The organism is Roseobacter sinensis (assembly GCF_025755255.1).
GTDB classification, from domain to species: Bacteria; Pseudomonadota; Alphaproteobacteria; order Rhodobacterales; family Rhodobacteraceae; genus Roseobacter; species Roseobacter sinensis.
The window spans coordinates 325,375-344,113 of the sequence record NZ_JALIEB010000004.1; the positions used below are offsets into that span (position 1 = coordinate 325,375).

An 18,739-nucleotide genomic window follows, 5' to 3' on the forward strand; every position below is an offset into this window, starting at 1 on the left:
TACGGTGGGAATAAGGCGATTTCAGCACGAAACTGCGAAAGCGCGACCGTCGGATTGTCGGTGGATTGGAAAAACAGTGTTCACAAAGCCGCGTTTCGAACGGCAAAAACCCTTAGATATCAAGTTCTCCCACCAGCGCCGCCCAAGAGGCGCCGTGCATGTCCCGATCCACGAGGGCACCCTGAACGGTTGGGCGTGGCAGTGAGAACTTAACCACGTTCAGGTCCGGGATGTCGAAGCGTTTGACCGTCTGGCTGTCCGCGTCGAACACGCTCGCGATGCGGGTCGTGGCGAGGTCGCGGCTGACCCGGACGTAGGCCTCGGGGCTGCCGCAGAAGATGTCGATGGTCAGCCAGAAGGGCCCTGCATTCTTGCTGCGGACTTTGCTGACGAGGGTGCGCAACTCAGCCAATGTGAACCACCTCTAGCCGGAACGCCTCCATCGGGTCGTCCAGATGCAGCACGTGATGCAGTGCAAATTCATAGACCACACCCTGGTGCATGTCGGGCGGCGAGAAGAGAAAGGCGAAGGTCGGTTGCTCTTCTTCCTGTGTCAGCGGGTGGTGCAGCAGATATGGGTTGAGGAGTTTGCCGATCTCGGCCGCCTGCGCCTCCGAGGGTGCCGTGACGATCCCGATCACCCCGATTTCCACCGGGTCGCCCTTGCGCGTTTCCAAGGCGCCGAAGCTGGCCGAGTGGCCCATCAGGCGGATCTCCAGCGTGAAGTCCTCCGGCCCAAGTCCCATCCGGTTCATCACCTTCGCGGAGCATTTCCCAACGATGTCATCCGCCCAGGCGGCAGCGTTCGCCACATAATGCGGGTCGCGCAGCAGCGCCAGCAGCACCGTGCGGCAGCCCGCGGGCCGCGCGCCTTCGAGTTTGACGGTATAGCGGTCGGACGGCACCCATTCCGACCCTTCAACCCGCACCGAGCTGTCGTCGAGCGCGGTGTAGCGCGCCTGCGTCACGTCCAGATGCCCGCCCGGTTCATGCAGGATGAAGGGGTCGGAGTTTTCATAGAGCATGTGGGCCGAGACCGTCTGCGGGCTGGCATGCGCGCCGTCTGCCAGCGGGGTCACGGTGAAGCCCGCGTCGTCGAAGTCGATGAGGATCACGCCGGATTGCGGATTGGTCGCACAGAGCGCACCGCACTCGCCGATCTTCGCCCCGTGCCAGGCGCCGCCCGCGTGACACCCTTGCATCAGTGGCAGCGCGGCGATGATCGCCGTGTCGGTGGTGCGCCCGGCGATGATGATATCCGCTCCGGTTTGCAGGGCCGCAGCGATCTGCTCAGCCCCGGCCAGGGCCACGATGTTGGTGCAGGCGCGAATATCGTCTTCAGCGATGTCAGGCGCGCCGGGCAGGGGTGTGATCGCTCCCTCGGCGAAGGTATTTGCGATCCAATCTGGGTCTTGCGAGGAGCGCAGCACTGCGACCTTGAGAGGCGTGCCCTGCTCGGCCGCAATCTCGCCGGTGATGTCGAGCATCCAGTCCAACGCACTGTCGGTCCCGCATGTTCCGGCTGTGCCGATGACCAGCGGGACACCAGCCTCGGCACGAGCGTGCATCAAGCCCGCCCATTCCGTCTTGGTCGAGGCGCGGGCGTACTTCGAAACGCCGCGCCCAAGGTAAGACGGCCCGCTGTCCGTTGAGCCACCGTCGATGGCAATGATGTCTGGCGTGGCCGCAATGCCGCGGGCAAGTGCCTCTGGATCATAATTGAGGCCCAAGGCGCCGGACGGAACAAGAACCCGTGTCATATACGCCGCCCTTGCAGTGGAGCGCAGGGTGCCGGGGTGCCGGCGGGCGCGGGCCTTGGCCCGCGCCCGCCGGCACCCCGGCTAAGCCCGGCAAAGCCGGGCAGGACGGCTACGCCGTCCATCAGTCGGTCACCGCCTGGGGCTTCTTCAGGATGTTGCGCAGGAACATGGGAGCCACGAAGCCCGCGATGGCTGCCACCCAGAGCCCGATGGCGATGGGGCTGGAGAAGAGGTAGGTCGGGTCTCCATCCGACAGCGTCATGGCGCGGCGCAGCGCGTCTTCCATCTTCCCGCCCAAGAGGATGCCCAGGATGATCGGAACGGTGGGCACGTCGAGCTTGCGCAGCACGTACCCCAGCACGCCGAAGCCAACCATGAGCAGCAGGTCGAAATAGCTGCCCGACAGCGAGTAGATGCCCACGAAGGAGATCATCGTGACGCCCGGCAGCAGCACCCAGGCGGGTACTGAGAGGATCTTCACGAAGATCTTCACCATCGGCACGTTCATCAGCAGAAGTACGAAATTGGCGATCAACAGCGACGCGATCAGGCCCCAGACCACGTCCGCCCGCTCGGTGAAGAGCGTGGGTCCCGGTGTGATGTTCAGCGTCATCAGCAGCGCCAGCAGCACCGCCGTGGTCCCGGAACCGGGCACGCCCAGCGTCAGCATCGGCACCAGAGCGCCGCCCGCCGCGGAGTTGTTTCCCGCCTCGGGCGCGGCCACGCCTTTGGGCACGCCTGTGCCGAAGCCGCCCTTCTCGCCAGCGATGGATTTTTCGGACATGTATGCCAGGAACGAGCCCAGCGAGGCCCCCGCGCCGGGCAGGATGCCCGCGACGAACCCCACGCCCGAGGCGCGCAGCATCGTCCATTTGGTGGACATGATGTCCTTCCAGGGGATGCGCACTTTGTCGAGCTTCACGCCGATGGAGGAGCCTTTGCCGTGACTTTCGATGAAGAAGAACACTTCGGCAATCGCAAAGAGCCCCACGATGGCCACAAGGAAGTCGATCCCGTCGAAAAGATGCAGGTTGCCGCCCGTCAGCCGCGGCAGGCCGGAAGAGCTGTCCACCCCGATCATCGCGATGCCCAGCCCCATGCAGGCCGCCAGCGCCGCTTTGGCCTGGTTGTTGGACGCCATGCCCCCCAACGTGCAAAAGGCCAGCAAATAGAGGGCGAAATACTCGGCTGGGCCAAAGAAGAAGGCCACCCGCGCGAGCGTCGGCGCCAGCAGCATCAGACCCACCGTCGCCAGCAGGGCACCCACGAAGGACGCCACACCGGAGAGCACCAGCGCATCGCCTGCGCGGCCCTGTTTGGCCATCGGATAGCCGTCGAGCGTTGTCATCAGCGCCGGCTCGTCACCGGGAATGTTCAGCAGGATCGAACTGATCCGTCCGCCGTACATGGCGCCGTAATACACGGCTGTCATCAGCACCAGCGCTGAGGTCGCGTCCAGCCCCAACGTGAAGGTGATAGGGATCAGGATCGCCACGCCGTTCGACGGGCCGAGACCCGGCAGCGCGCCGATGATGGTGCCCAAAAAGCAGCCACAGACCGCCAGAAACAGCGTGAAGGGCGAGAGTGCGACGGAAAACCCGAGCGCGAGGTTGGCAAGGATATCCATCTCAGTGCCCCACGAATGGAATGAGGATTGTCAGCGCGTCCCAGAGCTTGGCAGCGGTCGGCACCTTGTAGGCCACGATATTGCCCAGACCGAGCGCGAACTTGAAGAGCACGAAAAGCCCCAGCGAGAGGCCGATGCCGGAAAGGATGGCGGGCTTGACCCGCGGGGATATCTGGTAGCTCAGGATGCCGGCGGCAATCGCCGTGGGCAGAATGAACCCCAGAGGCGTAATCATCACCGCGTAGACGCAGAGCACCAGGACCGCCACCGCCATCGCGCCCCAGGTGCGGGCCGGGGGCCAGTTCGGGTCCGGGTCCGGGCGGAACATGATCGTGAGCGAGCAGAGCGCTGCCACGCCGCCGATCATCAGCGGAAAGAGCTTGGGCAGGAATTCCCCCGAGAACGGGTTTGTCTGGATCTGGGTGGCGGCCGCAATATACGCGACCGCCGTAATCAGACAGACCAGACTGAAGATCCGGTCCGAGGCCATTACTGGATGACCCCCAGTTCCTTTGACATGGCATTGATCTCGGCCACCAGCCCGTCAACGTAGGCCTGGAAGTCGCCGCCGACTTTGGTGAAGGGAGCAAGGCCGTTGTCGGCCATTGCCTTGGCCCATTCCTCGCTGTCGGCCACTTGCTGCAGCTTGCCGGCCCATTCATCGAACTTCTCGTCGGAGATGCCTTTTGGCACGTAGAGGCCACGCCAGTTCACGGCGACCACGTCATAGCCCTGCTCTTTTGCTGTCGGGATGTCTTCAAAGCCCGGCACGCGCTCCTCGGTCAGAACGGCAATCACGCGGATGTCGCCATTGGCCAGGAAGGAGACGATCTCGGACATATCGCCGGTCATCGCTTGGGTGAAGCCACCCACGGTCTGGGTGATCGCATCCGCACCCCCATCAACACCGATGTATTTCACCGATGTGATATCGGTGAAGCCCGCTTCCTGCAGGATCATCAGCGGCTTCATGTGGTCGAAGCCACCCACGGCGGAGCCCCCGGCAAAGGCGACGGAGCCCGGATCGGCCTTGATCGCCTCGACCAGATCGGTCAGCGACTGGTACTCGCTGTCAGCAGCCACGGCGATCACACCCGGATCCGCTCCGATTGCACCGACGAAGCGCACCTGGTCCGCCGTCATGCCGGCATAGGCGTTCTGGGCCAGCCGCGTGGTGGTGGCGGACGAGGCCGCGACGAACAGATCCGCGTCGTCAGACCGCTCGGTGACGACGTGGTTGTAGGCGAGGCCGCCACCCGCGCCAGGCATGTTGGTGACCTGCACCGGCTGATCGACCACGCCGATGTCATACATGATCTTGCCGATCTGACGGCAGGTGAAATCCCAGCCGCCGCCGGGGTTCGCAGGTGCGATGCATTCCGCCGCCGTGGCACCGCTTGCCACGCCAACAGACAACACGGCACCCGTCATGAGCGCCTTCAAGAAGCTTTGTGTCATTGGTTCCTCCCATTTGACTTCACGAGTCTGCACTCGTTTCATGTGGTCAGATGACTTTAGGAACCTGACACGAACCTGTCACGCCGGAAGAATGAGCAGCACCAAATGAGATTTTTGCTGGTTGAGGACAACGCCGACCTGGCGCGCGCGCTGAGCGGACGCTTTGCCGTCGATGGCCATGTGGTCGATCATGCGGCGAGCCTTGCGGATGCCGAGCTGGCCACGCGCACGGTGTCTTACGATCTGATTTTGCTCGATATTATGCTACCCGATGGCGATGGGCGCGAGTTCTTGCGCCGACATCGTGCGCAGGACGCACCCACGCCGGTGATTGTGCTGACCGCGCGGTCTGAGGTCTCCGACCGGGTCGGGTTGCTCGATCTCGGGGCCGACGACTACATCACGAAACCCTTCGATTTCGCCGAGCTCGAGGCCCGTACCCGCGCGGTGATGCGGCGCCTGGGCGGGGCGGCGGACAACAAAAAGGAATTCGCGGAGCTCATATTCGATTCGAACGCGGGGACCATCTCGGCCGGCGGGCGCGCCGAACAGCTGCGCAATCGCGAGATGCGGCTGTTGGAGGTCTTCTTCGCCGCACCGGGTCAGATCTTCTCCAAATCGCACCTGATGGATCGTCTGTTTTCCTTTGCCGACGATGTCTCCGAGAATGCCATCGAGGTCTACGTGGGCCGGTTGCGCCGCAAGCTCAGTGAAACGCAGGCCACCATCGAGACGGTGCGGGGGCTGGGATATCGCATGGTGCGCCGGGAATGACTGTCGCCCGCGGCCAGAGTTCCATTCGCCGCCGTCTGGTGGTGCAGCTGGCGCTGGTGGCGGCCCTCCTGTCGGTGGCCTTTTTCTTCTCGTTGCGTGTTGTGGCCGAGCGGGCGACGGAGGCGACCCAGGACAATATCCTCGCGGCCTCTGCCACATCCATCGCGGATGCGCTTTACACCGATGCGGGGGTCGTGCGCGTCGAGATCCCCTATTCAGCGCTCTCGATGCTGGGTACGGTCAGCGAGGATCGGGTGTTTTACCATGTGCGCCTCGATGGCGAAACGCTGACCGGCTACGACGACCTGCCGGTGCCCGAGGCGTCGGGCACTGGGCGCGACCCGCGCTTTGCAACCTATCTCTACCGCGGCGATACGGTACGCGCGGTTGTGGTGCGGCGCGCGCTCAATGCGGCGGGGCAGGTCCACAGGGTGGAGGTGGTGGTGGCGCAGACGCGGCTGGGGCTCGCCGCCATCTCCGCGCGCATCACCACAACGGCAACCGCGATCGGGGTGGTCTTCTTCCTTGCGGCCACCGCGCTGAGCACCTTCGCTGCACAGAATGCGCTCGCGCCGCTCAGCCGTCTGGCCGAAGCCGTGCGCCGGCGCGGCCCCCGGGATCTGCGGCCCGTGACGGCCGAGACGCCGACGGAGCTCACACCGCTGGTGGGCGGGCTCAACGGCTTCATCGACCGGCTGCGCGCGGCGCTGACGCGCTCCGAAGACCTGATCGTCGAGGCCGCCCACCGGGTGCGCACGCCGCTCGCCACGGTGCGCACGCAGGCGGAAATGGTGCACCTGCAGATGGAGAAGCCGGAAAACCGCGCTGCCCTGCGCCAGATGATCCGTGCGGTGGATGAAAGCTCCCGCTCTGCCGGGCAGTTGCTTGACCACGCGATGGTCACTCTGCGCTCGGATCAGCTGGAGACCGAAGAGATCGACCCGGGGGAGCTTTTGCGCGACGCGGTCGACCGGCTGTCGCCCACCGCGGATCTGAAGGACATCGCGATCACGCTCGACCTGCCCGACATGCCGCTGTCCGTGCAGGGGGATACGATCCTGCTGCAGAACGCGGTGCGCAACATCCTGGACAATGCAATCAAGTACTCGCCCGCCGACACGGTCATCACCGCCCGGCTTGTGCCGGGCGACCCATGCCGGCTGGAGATCCGCGATCAGGGCCGCGGCTTTCTGCCCGAGGATGTGGCTCGAATGCCCGAGCGCTTCTCGCGGGGCTCGAACGTCGGCGATGTGGTCGGCTCCGGCCTCGGCCTGACCATCGTGCGCGACGTGGCCGAAGCCCATGGCGGGGCGCTTGAAATCATCTCCAGTTCCGAAGGATCCGGCGCATGCGTCACGCTTGTCTTGCCCTGCTGCTGAGCCTTGCCGCGAGCCTCGCCCACGCCTTCGAGCTGGAAGAGAGCCGCCGCTACCCGGCCCCGGGCAGTGCTGAGTTGCGCATCCTGTCGACGGCCGACGCGGATGTCTTCGAGCCGATCATCGAGGCCTTCCAGGCGCTTTACCCCATTGCCATCACCTATGACGTGGCGAGCTCCGCGCAGGTGATGGTGGCGCTCTATGAGGAGGGCGCGCATTACGATCTGGCGATCTCCTCGGCGATGGACCTGCAGACCAAGCTTGCCAACGACGGATTTGCACAGCGCTACAGTTCGGACGCGACGGCGGCCCTGCCGTCCTGGGCCAAGTGGCGTGACCGCGTCTTCGCCTTCACGCAGGAGCCTGCGGTGCTGGTGCTGAACGCCGAGGCCTTCGAGACGCTCGAGGTGCCAACCAACCGCGAGGGGCTGATCGCGCTGCTGCGGGACCATCCAGATGTTTTTGGCGGGCGCATCGGCACCTACGACGTGCGGATCTCGGGCGCAGGCTATCTCTTCGCGACGCAGGACTCGCGCAACACTGAAAGCTTCTGGCGGCTCACGGAAGTCATGGGGCGGCTGGGCACCCGGCTGTATTGCTGCTCTGCCGAGATGATCGATGCGGTGGCGCGCGGCGAGCTGGCGCTGGCCTACAACGTTCTGGGCTCCTACGCGCGGGCGCGGCTGCCGAATACGCCGGGCATCGTGATCGTTGAGATGGATGACTTCGTTTCGGTTATGCTGCGCACCGCGCTCATCCCGCAAACGGCACAGGCGCCCGAGGCCGCGGGGCAGATGATCGATTTTCTGGCAGGGCTGCGTCTGCGCCCCGATCTGCTGGCGGCCACAGGTCTGCCCCCGGTCGTGAGCGGTGCGGGCGCCGACGAAAGCGTGATCCGCCCGATCCGCCTGGGCCCTGGCTTGCTTGTGTTCTTGGACCGGCTGCGTCGAGACACCTTCCTGCGCAGCTGGGTCAGCTCCATCGAGCAGGAGTAGACGGAGATCTGCGCTGTGACAGATTTAGCTGCGCTTGCAACGTCTGCCCCCGCTCCAATGGCTGGCGCGGGGGCCTGGTTTTGCGAGCAGGGTTCAGAACGGGTGAATGCGCGGCCAGTTCTCGTTGCCCGCATCGATATGCGCGGGGATATCCGCCTGCCACAGCTCCTGCGCCCGCGGATGAACCTGCACATAGAGCACATCATCCACGATCTGCCAAACATTGGGATCGCCCGGGGCCTTGTAGTTCTGGCTCGCCGCCCAAGAGCAATACCCGTCATAGGCCGGGGCATAGCGCGCAGGATCCGCCGCGAAGGCGTCCCGGTTCTCCGTCGAGGAGAAGTACCAGATCGCGCCGTTCCAGAAGTGGTTGATTCGCGCCTCCCCGGGCTTTGGTCCGTCCTGATGGTACGACACCGTGTCGTATCCCCCGATGGCCACCGCCAGCTGGTTTCCTGCCGTTGCCGGCAACGAGGTGAGGGCGAGGGTGACTGCGGCCGCAAATGCCGCGACAAGTTTTCTGATCACTTTTTTCTCCATGTTAAGCACCCGCTTGTACGGGGCGCGCCCCCGGATACGCCACCGGACGGATCACTGACCAATGACGTTCCATCGAGAGAAAAGTGACCGGCCTCACGGGCTCTTGTTTTGAAAGTGAGGTGGCTCCTTGCCGGGGCTCCGTTCGGTCGCTGATGGCGTCAAGCACCATCAAGACCGCGGCGGGAGGCTCTTGTAGACGGGCAGGCGCCAACCGAACGCGAGCGAGCCTGCGCGCAGTGCCCAGGTCACGCCCGCGCAGAGCATCAGCGGCGCCAGCGCATCGGGGAAGTAGGGCCGGATCAGCGCAGCGACCGTCGCGCCGGCAAAGGCGGCGGTGACGTAAAGCTCGCCCTGCTTCAGCACCAGCGGCACGTCGTCGAGCACCACGTCCCGCAAGAGCCCGCCCATGCAGCCGGTGATGGTGCCCATCAGCACCACCACGAGCACCGGCTGGCCCAGTGACAGCGCCACGCCGGTGCCTGCCGCCACCGCCACGGCCAGCGCGAAACTGTCGAGCCAGATCAGTGCCTTCAGCCGGCTCTCGAAGAGATGCGCGGTCAGGAACACCAGCAGAGCGGCGGCACAGGCCACGCCGATGTAGGCCGGCTGCGCGATCCAGAAGATCGGGTTGCGGTCCAGGAGCACATCGCGCACCGTCCCGCCGCCCACCGCCGTCAGGCAGGCGACAAAGGCGAACCCAACCAGATCCAGCTGCTGGCGCGAGGCCACCAGCGCGCCGGTGAGCGCAAAGATGAAGACCGAGGCGTAGTCGAGAAATGCAATGAGGGTCATAGGTGGCCCCTGATCCAATCCACCGCGCGCTGAAACGGCGGCGCGAAGCCCTCGGGCAGCGGCGCGTCCAATTCGACCCAGAAGAAGCGAAAGAGATGCCCCCCATCGTCGGCGCAGCGGTGCTGCCAGCGCGCCCGCAGGGGCCCCGCCAGACGGCAGAGGCTGAAGTGCCAGCGGGTGCCTGCATCTATCTCGGCACTTTCGCCCAGATAGATCGCCGCCCGCGTCTCTAGCCCGCTTTCCTCGAAGAGCTCGCGTGCGGCGGCCTGTTCGGGGCGCTCTCCGGCCCGGATGCCGCCTTTCACCAGTTGCCGCCCGGCCAAGGGGTGCTCGAACGCCGTGATGCGCCGCGGCACCCCATTAAGGTGCAGCGCGACGGGGCAGGCGACCTCACGCACCGGCCGCCTTCTTGAAAGGCGCCATGCCCGCGCGGGCGAGCTCATCCGCGCGCTCGTTTTCGGGGTGGCCCGCGTGGCCCTTGACCCATTTCCAGGTCACATCATGCGCCGCATTCGCCGCATCCAGTCGCTGCCACAGTTCGGCATTGGCCACCGGCTTCTTGGCGGCATTCTTCCAGCCATTCTTCTTCCAGCCGAAAATCCAACCGGTGATGCCGTTCTTGACGTAATTGCTGTCGGTGACGATGGTGATGGCGCTGCGGCGACTGAGGCTTTCCAGCGCGTGGATCGCGGCCAGAAGCTCCATGCGGTTGTTGGTGGTCTCGGCCTCGCCGCCCTTGAGCTCGCGTTCCTTCACGACGGTCTCACCATCCATCGCCCGCAGCAGGACGCCCCAGCCCCCGGGCCCGGGATTGCCCGAACAGGCCCCATCGGTGTATGCGAAAAGCTCAGCCATGAGCGGCGAGGCATATCCAGTCCGCTTCGACACCGTCAAGGCCCTTTCCACGGCCTGTCGTGCGGTCGGTGACCGTCAGGCCAACCTCCTTGAGCAGCCAGGTCAGCTCCGCATCCATGTAATAGGTATAAAGCCGTCCGATCGGGTCGCGCTTTTCGCCGGTGCCGGTCTTCATGCCGATGTGAAAGCGCCCGCCGGGTTTCAGCGCCGACGCAATGGCGGCCAGATGGTGGGGCATGTCGCTGCGCGGCGCGTGCAGCAGCGAGAAGTTCGCCCAAACACCGTCATAGAGATCGTGCCCCGTCACATCATCGAACCCGGCCACCCGCGCCTCGACACCCGGATGCGCGGCGGCCAGCGCCACCATCTCCGGCACCGGGTCAAAGGCCGTGACCCGCAGGGCCGCCTCTGCCATGCGCGCGGCGGAGGTGCCCGGCCCGCAGCCCAGATCGAGCACATGGCCACCCTTTGGCAGTGCGGCGATGAAATCCATCAGATGCGGGTTCTGCGCGCTGTCGCCGGAGAACCGCCTGGCATAGTCCTGCGCCCGCTTGGCATAGACCTTCAGGGTTTCGGGGTCGCTCATCAGATCACCGTGATCACAAGGCAGGCCACCACCACGGCGGTCAGGAGCACCCGCAGCGACATCCACCAACGCGGTGTCAGCCCCCATTGCGAAAAGGCGAAATCCAGCACCAGCAGGCCCAGAAAGCCGAAGATCAGGTTCATCGCCGCTGTGGTCGGCCCGCCGCCGGTCATGAAGAAGGCCCAAAGGGCAGGGATCACCGACAGCGCATAGCCCGTTGCGGCCCTCGCGCCGGTGGTCTTGGTGGCAAAGCCCCAGAGCACGCCGGACATGAAGCTGAGGATCACCGAGCCATAGAAAAGCTGCACGTAAGGTCCCACAAACCGCGGCCCCAGCGCCTCGGCCCCCCAGCTCGCCAGCGGGCTGTTCACATAGGTCGCTGCCCCCCAGACAAAGGGAATGAGCCCGGCAAGGCCAAGGATCAGCGGTGCGGTGGGGATACGGGCCATGATCTGCTTTGTGACATGCCGACCGGCGAGGTCAAGACTCTGCGTTTGCTCTATCAAAGCCCACATCTGTCTGACGCATGCTTGGGCGGGTGGCCCAACACTGCCACCATTTGGAGAGCGCCGGGCGTCTGGCCACGGCGGCGCGCCCCTGGGGTGCCGCGGCAAAGGCGGCGATCATGGGCGCAAGGTGGCAATCGGCAAGCGTAGGCCCCGCGCCGGTCAGCACCGTGCCTTCCACGGCAATCGCCTCGAGCGCGTCGAGCACGGCCTCGGCGGCGGCAAGCCCGGCCGTGATCTCCTTCGGGTCGGCCTCAAGCCTGTGCCGTGGCCGGAAGACGCCATGTCCGAAGACCTGCCGGACCAGCGGCCAGTAACCGTAGGCATCGACGATCGCGACCACCTGCGCCATTCGGGCCACCGCGATCGGCGTGCCGGGCGTGAGCGGCGGCACCGGAAAGGCCGCGTCGAGATAACGCGCGATGGCCGCTGTCTCGTAGATCCGGACGCCATCGTGGTCCAGCACCGGCACGCGCGTGAAGGGATGTGGCGTCTGCCGGTCACCGCTGGCCCCGGGGTCGAAGGGGTTTACCTCACAGGAGCGATACCTCAGCCCCTTCTCGGCCAGTACCAGCCGGATCACGCGGGTATAAACAGAAGGACGGTAACCGTAGAGCGTGAGCCCGCTCACGCGCGTTCCAGCGCCAGCCGGCCGGCAAGCGCTGCGAAGATCGCAGCGAAGGAGCGGTTGAGCCAGCGCATCACCGCCTCCGAGCCCAACAGCCACGTGCGCGCTTGCGCGGCAAAGAGGCCGTAGAGCACGAAGACAGCAAAGGTCAGCGCCATGAAGATCGCGCCCAGCACGGTCATCTCCAGCGTCGCCGTGGCCGGGTTGCCCGAGAGGAACGGTGGCAAGAGGGCCAGGAAGAAGATCGACAGCTTGGGGTTCAGAATGTTGATCAGCGCGCCGCGTCGCGCGATGCGCCAGCCGTTTTCGACCGTTCGGTCCGCCGAGATCGCCAGCGCCCCGCCGGAGCGCAGCGATTGCCACGCGAGATAGAGCAGGTAGGCGACGCCCGCGAATTTCACGATGGTGAAGAGGACTGCCGATGTGTGCAGTAGGGCGGCGAGCCCCAGCGTGGCCGCGGCCAGGTGTGGCACGATCCCGATGGTGCAGCCCATGGCGGCCCACAGGGCTGCGCCACGGCCCTGACCCAGGCCCAGTGCCAGCGTGTAGATCACGCCGGTGCCCGGAGCCAGGACGACGACGATGGCGGTCAGAAGAAATTGCAGCGAGATCATGAGAGACCCTCCGGACGACATTGAGCTCACCTTATCCGGGTCCGGCGGGCTTGGCGAGCCGGAGCGACGCCTGCTCAGTCGGGAAAGTTCGGACGGTCAATGACTTCGACATAGCGCGCGCGCCATGCAGGCGTCGGGAAGGGATCGGGCCAATACTCCAGTTGCGACCGGATCCGCTTGCGCTCTACCTGGTGGAAGGTGATCACGCGGGCCGAAACCACTCCGTCAGTGACGTCGACCTCGCTCACCACCCGTGACCCTTCCGCGATCAGCGTGCGGATGTCGAACTGCCAGCGCCCTGCAGCCGGATACTGCCGGTTGATCTCAATGAAATTCGTGCGGCCACGGATCAATTCGCGTGACTGCGGCCAATAGCCCTCGTAGCCCTCTGACAGCCAGCTGCTCGCATGGACGAAATCGTTGCTCTGCATCGCTTTCCAGAAGGCCACGACGACCGCCTTTGGCGTCACGCCGGCTCGCGCAGCACGCGTGGCACTTTGAACTCGACATTCTCAACGGCGGTCTCCACCACCTCTCGGGTCACGTCGTAGTGCTCGGAAAAGGCGTCCATCACCTCGTTGATCAGCACCTCCGGCGCCGACGCACCAGCGGTGATGCCAACGCTGCGGATGCCCTCAAGCGCGCGCCAGTCGATGTCCGTTGCGCGCTGGACCAGCTGCGCGTATCGGCAGCCCGCACGCGCGCCCACCTCCACCAGCCGTTTGGAGTTCGAAGAATTGGGCGCCCCCACCACCAGCATTGCGTCGCATTTTGGTGCCATCGCCTTCACCGCCTCCTGCCGGTTGGTGGTGGCATAGCAGATGTCTTCCTTATGCGGACCGACAATGGTGGGGAAGCGGGCCTGAAGAGCGGCGACGATGTCGGCCGTGTCGTCGACGCTGAGCGTTGTCTGCGTCACATAGGCCAGCCGTTCGGGGTCGCGGACCTCCACCGTCGCCACATCCTCGACGGTTTCCACCAACAGCACCTCGCCCTCGGGCAATTGCCCCATCGTGCCCACGGTCTCGGGATGGCCTGCGTGGCCGATCATGACCATCTGCAAACCGTTGTCGGAGTGCCGCTGCGCCTCGATATGCACCTTGCTGACCAGCGGGCAGGTTGCGTCCACATAGATCATCTCCCGCGCTGCGGCGGCGGCGGGCACCGCCTTGGGCACGCCATGGGCCGAGAAGATCACCGGGCGGTCATCGGGGCATTCGTCCAGTTCTTCGACAAACACCGCGCCCTTATCGCGCAGCCCATCCACCACGAACTTGTTGTGCACGATTTCATGGCGCACGTAGACAGGTGGGCCCCATTTTTCCAGCGCCATCTCCACGATCTTGATGGCGCGGTCCACACCGGCGCAGAACCCGCGCGGCGCGGCCAGATAGAGGGTCAGTGGCGGCTTGGTCATCGGTGAGGCTCTCCTCCGCTTAAGACCTAGCTACCGCCTCACGCCGCGGGCGTCCAGAGCGCTGCCGCCGCACCCGCCGTCATAACTGTTCAAGAAATACGCACTTCCTGCCCGCACCACAGGTGCGACGGCAGCATCAGCCGTTCGCCGCATCCGGCATGTCGCGCGGCGGGCGCCCGATGACCTCCTTGAGCTCATCAAGCTCTATGAAGTTGTCGGCCTGACGGCGCAGATCGTCCGAGATCATCGGCGGCTGGCTGCGGATGGTCGAAACAACCGACACGCGAACGCCCGAGCGTTGTAGGCTCTCCACCAGAGGACGGAAATCGCCGTCGCCGGAGAACAGCACGATGTGATCGACCCGCGGGGCAAGCTCCATTGCGTCGACAGCGAGCTCGATATCCATGTTGCCCTTGACCTTCCGGCGTCCCATGCTGTCGGTGTATTCCTTGGCCGGCTTCGTCACCATCGTGAACCCGTTGTAGTTCAGCCAGTCGACCAGCGGTCGAATGGGCGAATACTCGTCGTTTTCCAGGAGGGCCGTGTAGTAGAACGCGCGCAACAGCTTGCCCCGACGCATGAATTCCTGACGCAGCAACTTATAGTCGATGTCAAAGCCCAGAGACTTCGCCGCGGCGTAGAGATTCGAGCCGTCGATGAACAGCGCAAGCCGTTCGTCCTTGTAAAACATTTTTGGTCCTTCCGCTGAACCCGGTCGCTGGTGCTCACGAAACAATTTGATTACTTATTTGGCGAACCGATCAGTTCAAAAATAGGGTTTTTTGGTTGTGCCGCAAGAGACACTCTCCCCGAAATCCGGCAAAAACCTGCCACAAAGCCGAACAATCGCGCTGGTTGCCGTTGGGTCAAATCGCGCATCGGGCGAGGGCCTGCCCGAGAAAGTGGTCAAAATGGCTATCGCTGCGGTTGTAGAGCGGCTGGGGGTGATTCGGGCCGAGAGCCGCCTTTTCCGGACCCCGGCCTTTCCGCCAGGAAACGGCCCCGACTATGTGAATGCAGCCCTCAGCGTCGAAACCGCGCTTCCCCCCGTGGCCATTCTTGAGGCGCTGCACATGGTCGAGGCGCAGATGGGCCGCACCCGTGTCAAGAGGTGGGACGCGCGGACCCTCGATCTGGACCTGATTGGCGTTGGCGACATCCTGCTGCCGGACGCCGCCACCCAGGCCAGATGGCGCGCTCTGCCGCTCGAAGACCAACTGCAGACCGTCCCGGACGAGCTGATCTTGCCGCACCCGCGGCTTCAGGAGCGCGCGTTCGTGCTTGTCCCGCTCGCCGATGTGGCGCCGGATTGGGTGCACCCGGCCCTCGACAAGACGGTTGTCGAAATGCTGGACCAGCTGCCCGCTGCCCTGAAGCGGGAGGTCAAAGCGCTCTAGCACATGGCGGCCACCGCGCCGCAATGGGTGCTTGTAAATCGGGAAAAAGAAGCCTAAATAGGCGACTTCTGACCCACCCCCGATCAATGGAGTGTTCCATGGCCCGCGTCACTGTCGAAGATTGCGTCGATAAAGTTCCGAACCGGTTCGAGCTGGTGATGCTGGCGGCGCATCGTGCGCGCGAGATCTCTTCAGGCGCCGCGATCACCGTGAACCGCGACAACGACAAGAACCCGGTCGTATCGCTGCGCGAAATCGCGGACGAAACCCAGAGCGCCGATGAGCTGCGCGAGCGCCTGATCGAGAGCAACCAGAACCAGATCGAGGTCGACGAGCCGGAAGAGGACGCAATGGCACTTCTGATGGGCGCCGAACAGGACAAGCCCGAAGAGGATACCATGTCTGAAGAGATGCTGCTGCGGCAGTTGATGGCGGCGCAAGGGCAGAGCTGAGCACAGCCTGACCCCGGCCCAAGGGGCTGATGGATGACAACGACGCTGGACCAGATCGAAATCACTGCCGACGATCTGGTCAGCCTCGTAAGCAAGTACAACCCAAAGACGAATGAAGCGCTGATCCGCGCGGCCTACGACTATGGCCGCGCGATGCATGAGGGGCAGCTGCGCCACTCGGGCGAGCCCTACTTCAGCCATCCGGTGGCTGTTGCCGCCATCCTGACCGAGCAGCAGCTCGATGATGCGACGATCATCACCGCGCTGCTGCATGACACCATCGAGGACACCAAGGCATCCTATGCCGAGGTCGCCAAGCGTTTTGGCGACGAGGTGGCCGAGCTGGTCGACGGGGTGACCAAGCTCACCAACCTCCAGCTCAACTCGACGGAAACGAAGCAGGCCGAGAACTTCCGCAAACTCTTCATGGCGATGTCGAAGGATCTGCGGGTGATCCTCGTCAAGCTTTCCGACCGGCTGCACAATATGCGCACGATCAAGGCGATGCGCCCCGAAAAACAGGCGCAGAAGGCGCGCGAGACGATGGAGATCTTCGCGCCGCTCGCGGGCCGCATGGGGATGCAGTGGATGCGGGAGGAGCTGGAAGACCTGGCCTTTCGTGTCCTGAACCCAGAAGGCCGCGCCAGTATCATCCGCCGCTTCATCAACCTGCAACGCGAGGCCGGTGACGTGATCCAGCGGATCACCGGCGACATGCGGCTGGAGCTCGACAAGGCGGGCGTCGAGGCCGAGGTCTTCGGGCGCGCCAAGAAACCCTATTCGATCTGGCGCAAGATGCAGGAGAAGGAGCAGACGTTTTCCCGCCTCTCCGACATCTACGGTTTCCGCATCATCACTGAGCGGGAAGAGGACTGCTATCGCACGCTGGGCGCCATCCACCAGCGCTGGCGTGCGGTGCCGGGGCGGTTCAAGGACTACATCAGTCAGCCGAAATCCAACGGCTATCGTTCAATCCATACGACCGTTTCGGGCCGCGACGGCAAGCGCGTCGAGGTGCAGATCCGCACCAGCCAGATGCATGATGTGGCCGAGACCGGGGTGGCGGCGCATTGGTCCTACCGCGACGGGGTACGCAGCAAGAACCCCTTCGCCGTGGACCCCGCGAAATGGATCACCCAGCTCTCCGAGCAGTTCGACGCCGAGGAAGACCACGAGGATTTTCTCGAGGCAGTCAAGCTCGAGATGTATTCCGACCAGGTCTTCTGCTTCACGCCAAAGGGTGAAGTGGTCAAGCTGCCACGTGGCGCAACGCCGATCGATTTCGCCTTCGCCATCCACACCCGCATCGGCACCGCCTGCGTGGGCGCGAAGGTCGACCACATGCGGGTGCCGCTCTGGACCCGGCTGAAGAACGGCCAGAACGTCGAGATCATCACCGCCGAAGGCCAGAGCCCGCAGGCGACCTGGCTGGATATCGCCACCACGGGCAAGGCCCGCTCGGCGATCCGACGCGCCTTGCGCGACGAGGACCGCGCGCGTTTCGTCAAGCTCGGACGCGAACTCGCGCGCTCGGCCTTCGAACATGTGGGCCGCAAGGCCACCGACAAGGCGCTGGCCACCGCCGCGCGCCACATGCGCTTCAAGAACCGCGACGATCTGCTGGCGCGCCTCGGCAGTGCCGAGATTACCGGCCGCGAAGTGGTACAGGCGGTTTACCCCGATCTCACGCCAAAACCCGGCGAGAGGGTCGATGCGCGCCGGGCCGTGATCGGCCTCACGCCCGGGCAGTCCTTTGAGCGTGCCTTCTGCTGCCAGCCTCTGCCGGGCGAGCGCATTGTCGGCATCACCTACCGCGGTCGTGGCGTGGTGGTGCATGCGATCGACTGCGATAGGCTCAGCACCTATGAAGAGCAGCTCGACCGCTGGCTCGACCTGCGTTGGCACGAGGGCCCGCACTCGGCGATCTACGGCACGACGCTCGATGTGACGCTCAATAATGATGCAGGGACCTTGGGTCGCATCTGTACTTTAATCGGAGAAACCCGAGCGAATATTTCAGATTTGCAATTTATCGATAGGAAACCTGACTTTTACCGACTTCTGATTTATGTGGAGCTCAGGGACGTTGCGCATTTGCATTCGTTGATGCTGACCCTTGAGGCCGAGAGCGATGTGGCCGCGATTTCGCGGGCCCGCAATCTGTCCCAAGGGCCGGTGGAAACACCTGCCTGAGGCAGCGACCCCGTCATTGATAGGTCACTATTCCGGAGTGTTCTGCGCGGGCAGGCATCCGACATCATTGCTGCAGAGGAACCCCGTCCCTTGGTCTTCAAGCGCCGCGATCCCAAGAGCTGGCCCCGCGCCGTGGCAGAGTTTCTCTGGCCGCGTGGCGGATGGGCGCGCGCGTTCCATTACGTCAAGCACCGGATGCGGCGTCTGCCCGACAGCCCGGAACGGATTGCCCGCGGCATCTGGGCCGGAGTCTTCGCCGCCTTTACCCCGTTTTACGGCTTTCACTTCTTCATCGCGGCAGGGCTCGCCTTCGTGCTGCGCGGCAACGTGATCGCCGCCCTTATGGGCACCTTCTTCGGCAATCCGCTCACTTATGTGCCCATCGGGGTGGCTGCACTCAGCACCGGGCACTGGCTCTTGGGCGATCAAGTGGACGAGCGGATGCATCGCTCCTTTGTTGGAAAATTCGCTGATGCCGCCGCCGATCTGAAAGACAACTTTATCGCCATCTTCACCGATGCCCGTGCCGATTGGACCCGGCTCAGCATCTTCTACGACGAGATCTTCTTTCCCTATCTGGTTGGTGGCATTCTGCCAGGCATCTTCTTTGCCAGTCTCTGCTATTACCTCTCCGTGCCGGTGATCCGGGTTTACCAGGCGCGCCGTAAAGGTATGATCAAGAATAAATTCGACGCCCTCAAGGCCAAGGCTGCTGCAAAAGCAGACGCAAAACGCAAAGCGGAACATCCAACCGGGGACTAACAGTGCT

Annotated in this window: 23 protein-coding genes; 7 read left to right on the forward strand and 16 right to left on the reverse strand. The window is 64.3% G+C overall.

From position 1 onward, the window contains the following. Window positions 1-112: 112 nt before the first annotated feature. The 5 genes from MUB52_RS08925 to MUB52_RS08945 all read right to left on the reverse strand — a co-directional run bounded on the left by MUB52_RS08925 (window position 113) and on the right by MUB52_RS08945 (window position 4,845). Window positions 113-412 (reverse strand): DUF4387 domain-containing protein, encoded by a 300-nt coding sequence (locus MUB52_RS08925; RefSeq protein ID WP_263843859.1) that lies wholly within the window; start codon window positions 410-412, stop codon window positions 113-115. Further along, on the reverse strand, window positions 405-1,760 hold the full coding sequence (locus tag MUB52_RS08930) for a DUF1446 domain-containing protein (protein WP_263843860.1): 1,356 nt from the start codon (window positions 1,758-1,760) through the stop codon (window positions 405-407). Before MUB52_RS08930 ends, MUB52_RS08925 begins: the two co-directional genes overlap by 8 nt. Window positions 1,761-1,881: 121 nt before the next feature. Further along, the gene (locus MUB52_RS08935) at window positions 1,882-3,387 is read right to left on the reverse strand and encodes a tripartite tricarboxylate transporter permease (RefSeq protein ID WP_263843861.1); all 1,506 of its coding nucleotides are present in this window, start codon (window positions 3,385-3,387) and stop codon (window positions 1,882-1,884) included. A 1-nt stretch (window position 3,388) separates the two neighbouring features. Beyond that, entirely contained in the window at window positions 3,389-3,877 is a 489-nt protein-coding gene (locus tag MUB52_RS08940; RefSeq protein WP_263843862.1) for a tripartite tricarboxylate transporter TctB family protein, read from the reverse strand. After that, complete coding sequence (locus MUB52_RS08945; protein WP_263843863.1) at window positions 3,877-4,845, reverse strand: Bug family tripartite tricarboxylate transporter substrate binding protein; 969 nt, start codon at window positions 4,843-4,845, stop codon at window positions 3,877-3,879. The genes MUB52_RS08940 and MUB52_RS08945 overlap by 1 nt, the downstream gene beginning before the upstream one ends. A gap of 105 nt (window positions 4,846-4,950) precedes the next feature. Here MUB52_RS08945 and MUB52_RS08950 point away from each other — a divergent pair, with 105 nt between their 5' ends. From MUB52_RS08950 to MUB52_RS08960, 3 genes are read left to right on the forward strand one after another with little or no spacing between them, the layout of a single operon-like run. Then, window positions 4,951-5,619 carry a response regulator transcription factor gene (locus tag MUB52_RS08950; RefSeq protein WP_263843864.1) on the forward strand — a complete coding sequence of 223 codons (669 nt, stop codon included), beginning with the start codon at window positions 4,951-4,953 and terminating at the stop codon, window positions 5,617-5,619. Next, window positions 5,616-6,998, forward strand: a complete 1,383-nt coding sequence (locus tag MUB52_RS08955; protein WP_263843865.1) for a sensor histidine kinase — start codon at window positions 5,616-5,618, stop codon at window positions 6,996-6,998. Before MUB52_RS08950 ends, MUB52_RS08955 begins: the two co-directional genes overlap by 4 nt. Continuing rightward, window positions 6,968-7,990, forward strand: coding sequence for an ABC transporter substrate-binding protein (locus MUB52_RS08960; RefSeq protein WP_263843866.1), 1,023 nt, complete (start codon window positions 6,968-6,970; stop codon window positions 7,988-7,990). Before MUB52_RS08955 ends, MUB52_RS08960 begins: the two co-directional genes overlap by 31 nt. 93 nt (window positions 7,991-8,083) lie before the next feature. Here the strand turns inward: MUB52_RS08960 and MUB52_RS08965 are convergent, their stop codons facing one another. The 11 genes from MUB52_RS08965 to MUB52_RS09015 form a co-directional block, all read right to left on the reverse strand. Continuing rightward, a complete protein-coding gene (locus tag MUB52_RS08965) occupies window positions 8,084-8,518 on the reverse strand; it encodes a YHS domain-containing (seleno)protein (RefSeq protein WP_263843867.1) in 435 nt (144 codons plus the stop codon). A 180-nt stretch (window positions 8,519-8,698) separates the two neighbouring features. Then, window positions 8,699-9,322: a trimeric intracellular cation channel family protein gene (locus MUB52_RS08970; protein ID WP_263843868.1), complete on the reverse strand. Its 624-nt coding sequence runs from the start codon at window positions 9,320-9,322 to the stop codon at window positions 8,699-8,701. Further along, window positions 9,319-9,720, reverse strand: a complete 402-nt coding sequence (locus MUB52_RS08975) for an NUDIX domain-containing protein (RefSeq protein ID WP_263843869.1) — start codon at window positions 9,718-9,720, stop codon at window positions 9,319-9,321. The genes MUB52_RS08970 and MUB52_RS08975 overlap by 4 nt, the downstream gene beginning before the upstream one ends. Further along, window positions 9,713-10,177, reverse strand: a complete 465-nt coding sequence (gene rnhA / locus MUB52_RS08980; RefSeq protein WP_263843870.1) for a ribonuclease HI — start codon at window positions 10,175-10,177, stop codon at window positions 9,713-9,715. The genes MUB52_RS08975 and rnhA overlap by 8 nt, the downstream gene beginning before the upstream one ends. Further along, on the reverse strand, window positions 10,170-10,763 hold the full coding sequence (locus tag MUB52_RS08985) for a class I SAM-dependent methyltransferase (RefSeq protein WP_263843871.1): 594 nt from the start codon (window positions 10,761-10,763) through the stop codon (window positions 10,170-10,172). Before MUB52_RS08985 ends, rnhA begins: the two co-directional genes overlap by 8 nt. Further along, window positions 10,763-11,212: a DUF3429 domain-containing protein gene (locus tag MUB52_RS08990; protein ID WP_263843872.1), complete on the reverse strand. Its 450-nt coding sequence runs from the start codon at window positions 11,210-11,212 to the stop codon at window positions 10,763-10,765. The genes MUB52_RS08985 and MUB52_RS08990 overlap by 1 nt, the downstream gene beginning before the upstream one ends. Before the next feature lie 31 nt (window positions 11,213-11,243). Next, window positions 11,244-11,900 (reverse strand): glutathione S-transferase family protein, encoded by a 657-nt coding sequence (locus MUB52_RS08995; protein WP_263843873.1) that lies wholly within the window; start codon window positions 11,898-11,900, stop codon window positions 11,244-11,246. Continuing rightward, window positions 11,897-12,511, reverse strand: a complete 615-nt coding sequence (locus MUB52_RS09000) for a LysE family translocator (protein WP_263843874.1) — start codon at window positions 12,509-12,511, stop codon at window positions 11,897-11,899. Before MUB52_RS09000 ends, MUB52_RS08995 begins: the two co-directional genes overlap by 4 nt. 74 nt (window positions 12,512-12,585) lie before the next feature. Next, the gene (locus MUB52_RS09005) at window positions 12,586-12,960 is read right to left on the reverse strand and encodes a nuclear transport factor 2 family protein (protein ID WP_404818209.1); all 375 of its coding nucleotides are present in this window, start codon (window positions 12,958-12,960) and stop codon (window positions 12,586-12,588) included. A 17-nt stretch (window positions 12,961-12,977) separates the two neighbouring features. Beyond that, on the reverse strand, window positions 12,978-13,928 hold the full coding sequence (gene ispH, locus MUB52_RS09010) for a 4-hydroxy-3-methylbut-2-enyl diphosphate reductase (RefSeq protein ID WP_263843876.1): 951 nt from the start codon (window positions 13,926-13,928) through the stop codon (window positions 12,978-12,980). 136 nt (window positions 13,929-14,064) lie between these two features. Then, window positions 14,065-14,619: a LabA-like NYN domain-containing protein gene (locus MUB52_RS09015; RefSeq protein ID WP_263843877.1), complete on the reverse strand. Its 555-nt coding sequence runs from the start codon at window positions 14,617-14,619 to the stop codon at window positions 14,065-14,067. 97 nt (window positions 14,620-14,716) lie between these two features. Between MUB52_RS09015 and folK the strand changes: the two genes are divergently transcribed. From folK to MUB52_RS09035, 4 genes are all read left to right on the forward strand, one after another. After that, a complete protein-coding gene (gene folK / locus MUB52_RS09020; protein WP_318527414.1) occupies window positions 14,717-15,325 on the forward strand; it encodes a 2-amino-4-hydroxy-6-hydroxymethyldihydropteridine diphosphokinase in 609 nt (202 codons plus the stop codon). A 98-nt stretch (window positions 15,326-15,423) separates the two neighbouring features. Continuing rightward, window positions 15,424-15,777 carry a DNA-directed RNA polymerase subunit omega gene (rpoZ, locus tag MUB52_RS09025; protein WP_263843878.1) on the forward strand — a complete coding sequence of 118 codons (354 nt, stop codon included), beginning with the start codon at window positions 15,424-15,426 and terminating at the stop codon, window positions 15,775-15,777. A 33-nt stretch (window positions 15,778-15,810) separates the two neighbouring features. Then, window positions 15,811-17,970, forward strand: a complete 2,160-nt coding sequence (locus MUB52_RS09030; protein ID WP_263843879.1) for a RelA/SpoT family protein — start codon at window positions 15,811-15,813, stop codon at window positions 17,968-17,970. A 90-nt stretch (window positions 17,971-18,060) separates the two neighbouring features. Further along, complete coding sequence (locus tag MUB52_RS09035; protein WP_263843880.1) at window positions 18,061-18,732, forward strand: DUF2062 domain-containing protein; 672 nt, start codon at window positions 18,061-18,063, stop codon at window positions 18,730-18,732. The last annotated feature ends 7 nt before the right edge of the window (window positions 18,733-18,739 follow it).

Bases quoted from the DNA above. Each gene is read 5' to 3' on its own strand.
- MUB52_RS08930 (WP_263843860.1), bottom strand. From the start codon at position 1,760: ATGACACGGGTTCTTGTTCCGTCCGGCGCCTTGGGCCTCAATTATGAT.
- MUB52_RS08935 (WP_263843861.1), bottom strand. From the start codon at position 3,387: ATGGATATCCTTGCCAACCTCGCGCTCGGGTTTTCCGTCGCACTCTCG.
- MUB52_RS08940 (WP_263843862.1), bottom strand. From the start codon at position 3,877: ATGGCCTCGGACCGGATCTTCAGTCTGGTCTGTCTGATTACGGCGGTC.
- MUB52_RS08945 (WP_263843863.1), bottom strand. From the start codon at position 4,845: ATGACACAAAGCTTCTTGAAGGCGCTCATGACGGGTGCCGTGTTGTCT.
- MUB52_RS08950 (WP_263843864.1), top strand. From the start codon at position 4,951: ATGAGATTTTTGCTGGTTGAGGACAACGCCGACCTGGCGCGCGCGCTG.
- MUB52_RS08955 (WP_263843865.1), top strand. From the start codon at position 5,616: ATGACTGTCGCCCGCGGCCAGAGTTCCATTCGCCGCCGTCTGGTGGTG.
- MUB52_RS08960 (WP_263843866.1), top strand. From the start codon at position 6,968: ATGCGTCACGCTTGTCTTGCCCTGCTGCTGAGCCTTGCCGCGAGCCTC.
- MUB52_RS08970 (WP_263843868.1), bottom strand. From the start codon at position 9,322: ATGACCCTCATTGCATTTCTCGACTACGCCTCGGTCTTCATCTTTGCG.
- rnhA (WP_263843870.1), bottom strand. From the start codon at position 10,177: ATGGCTGAGCTTTTCGCATACACCGATGGGGCCTGTTCGGGCAATCCC.
- MUB52_RS08985 (WP_263843871.1), bottom strand. From the start codon at position 10,763: ATGAGCGACCCCGAAACCCTGAAGGTCTATGCCAAGCGGGCGCAGGAC.
- MUB52_RS08990 (WP_263843872.1), bottom strand. From the start codon at position 11,212: ATGGCCCGTATCCCCACCGCACCGCTGATCCTTGGCCTTGCCGGGCTC.
- MUB52_RS09000 (WP_263843874.1), bottom strand. From the start codon at position 12,511: ATGATCTCGCTGCAATTTCTTCTGACCGCCATCGTCGTCGTCCTGGCT.
- ispH (WP_263843876.1), bottom strand. From the start codon at position 13,928: ATGACCAAGCCGCCACTGACCCTCTATCTGGCCGCGCCGCGCGGGTTC.
- MUB52_RS09015 (WP_263843877.1), bottom strand. From the start codon at position 14,619: ATGTTTTACAAGGACGAACGGCTTGCGCTGTTCATCGACGGCTCGAAT.
- rpoZ (WP_263843878.1), top strand. From the start codon at position 15,424: ATGGCCCGCGTCACTGTCGAAGATTGCGTCGATAAAGTTCCGAACCGG.
- MUB52_RS09030 (WP_263843879.1), top strand. From the start codon at position 15,811: ATGACAACGACGCTGGACCAGATCGAAATCACTGCCGACGATCTGGTC.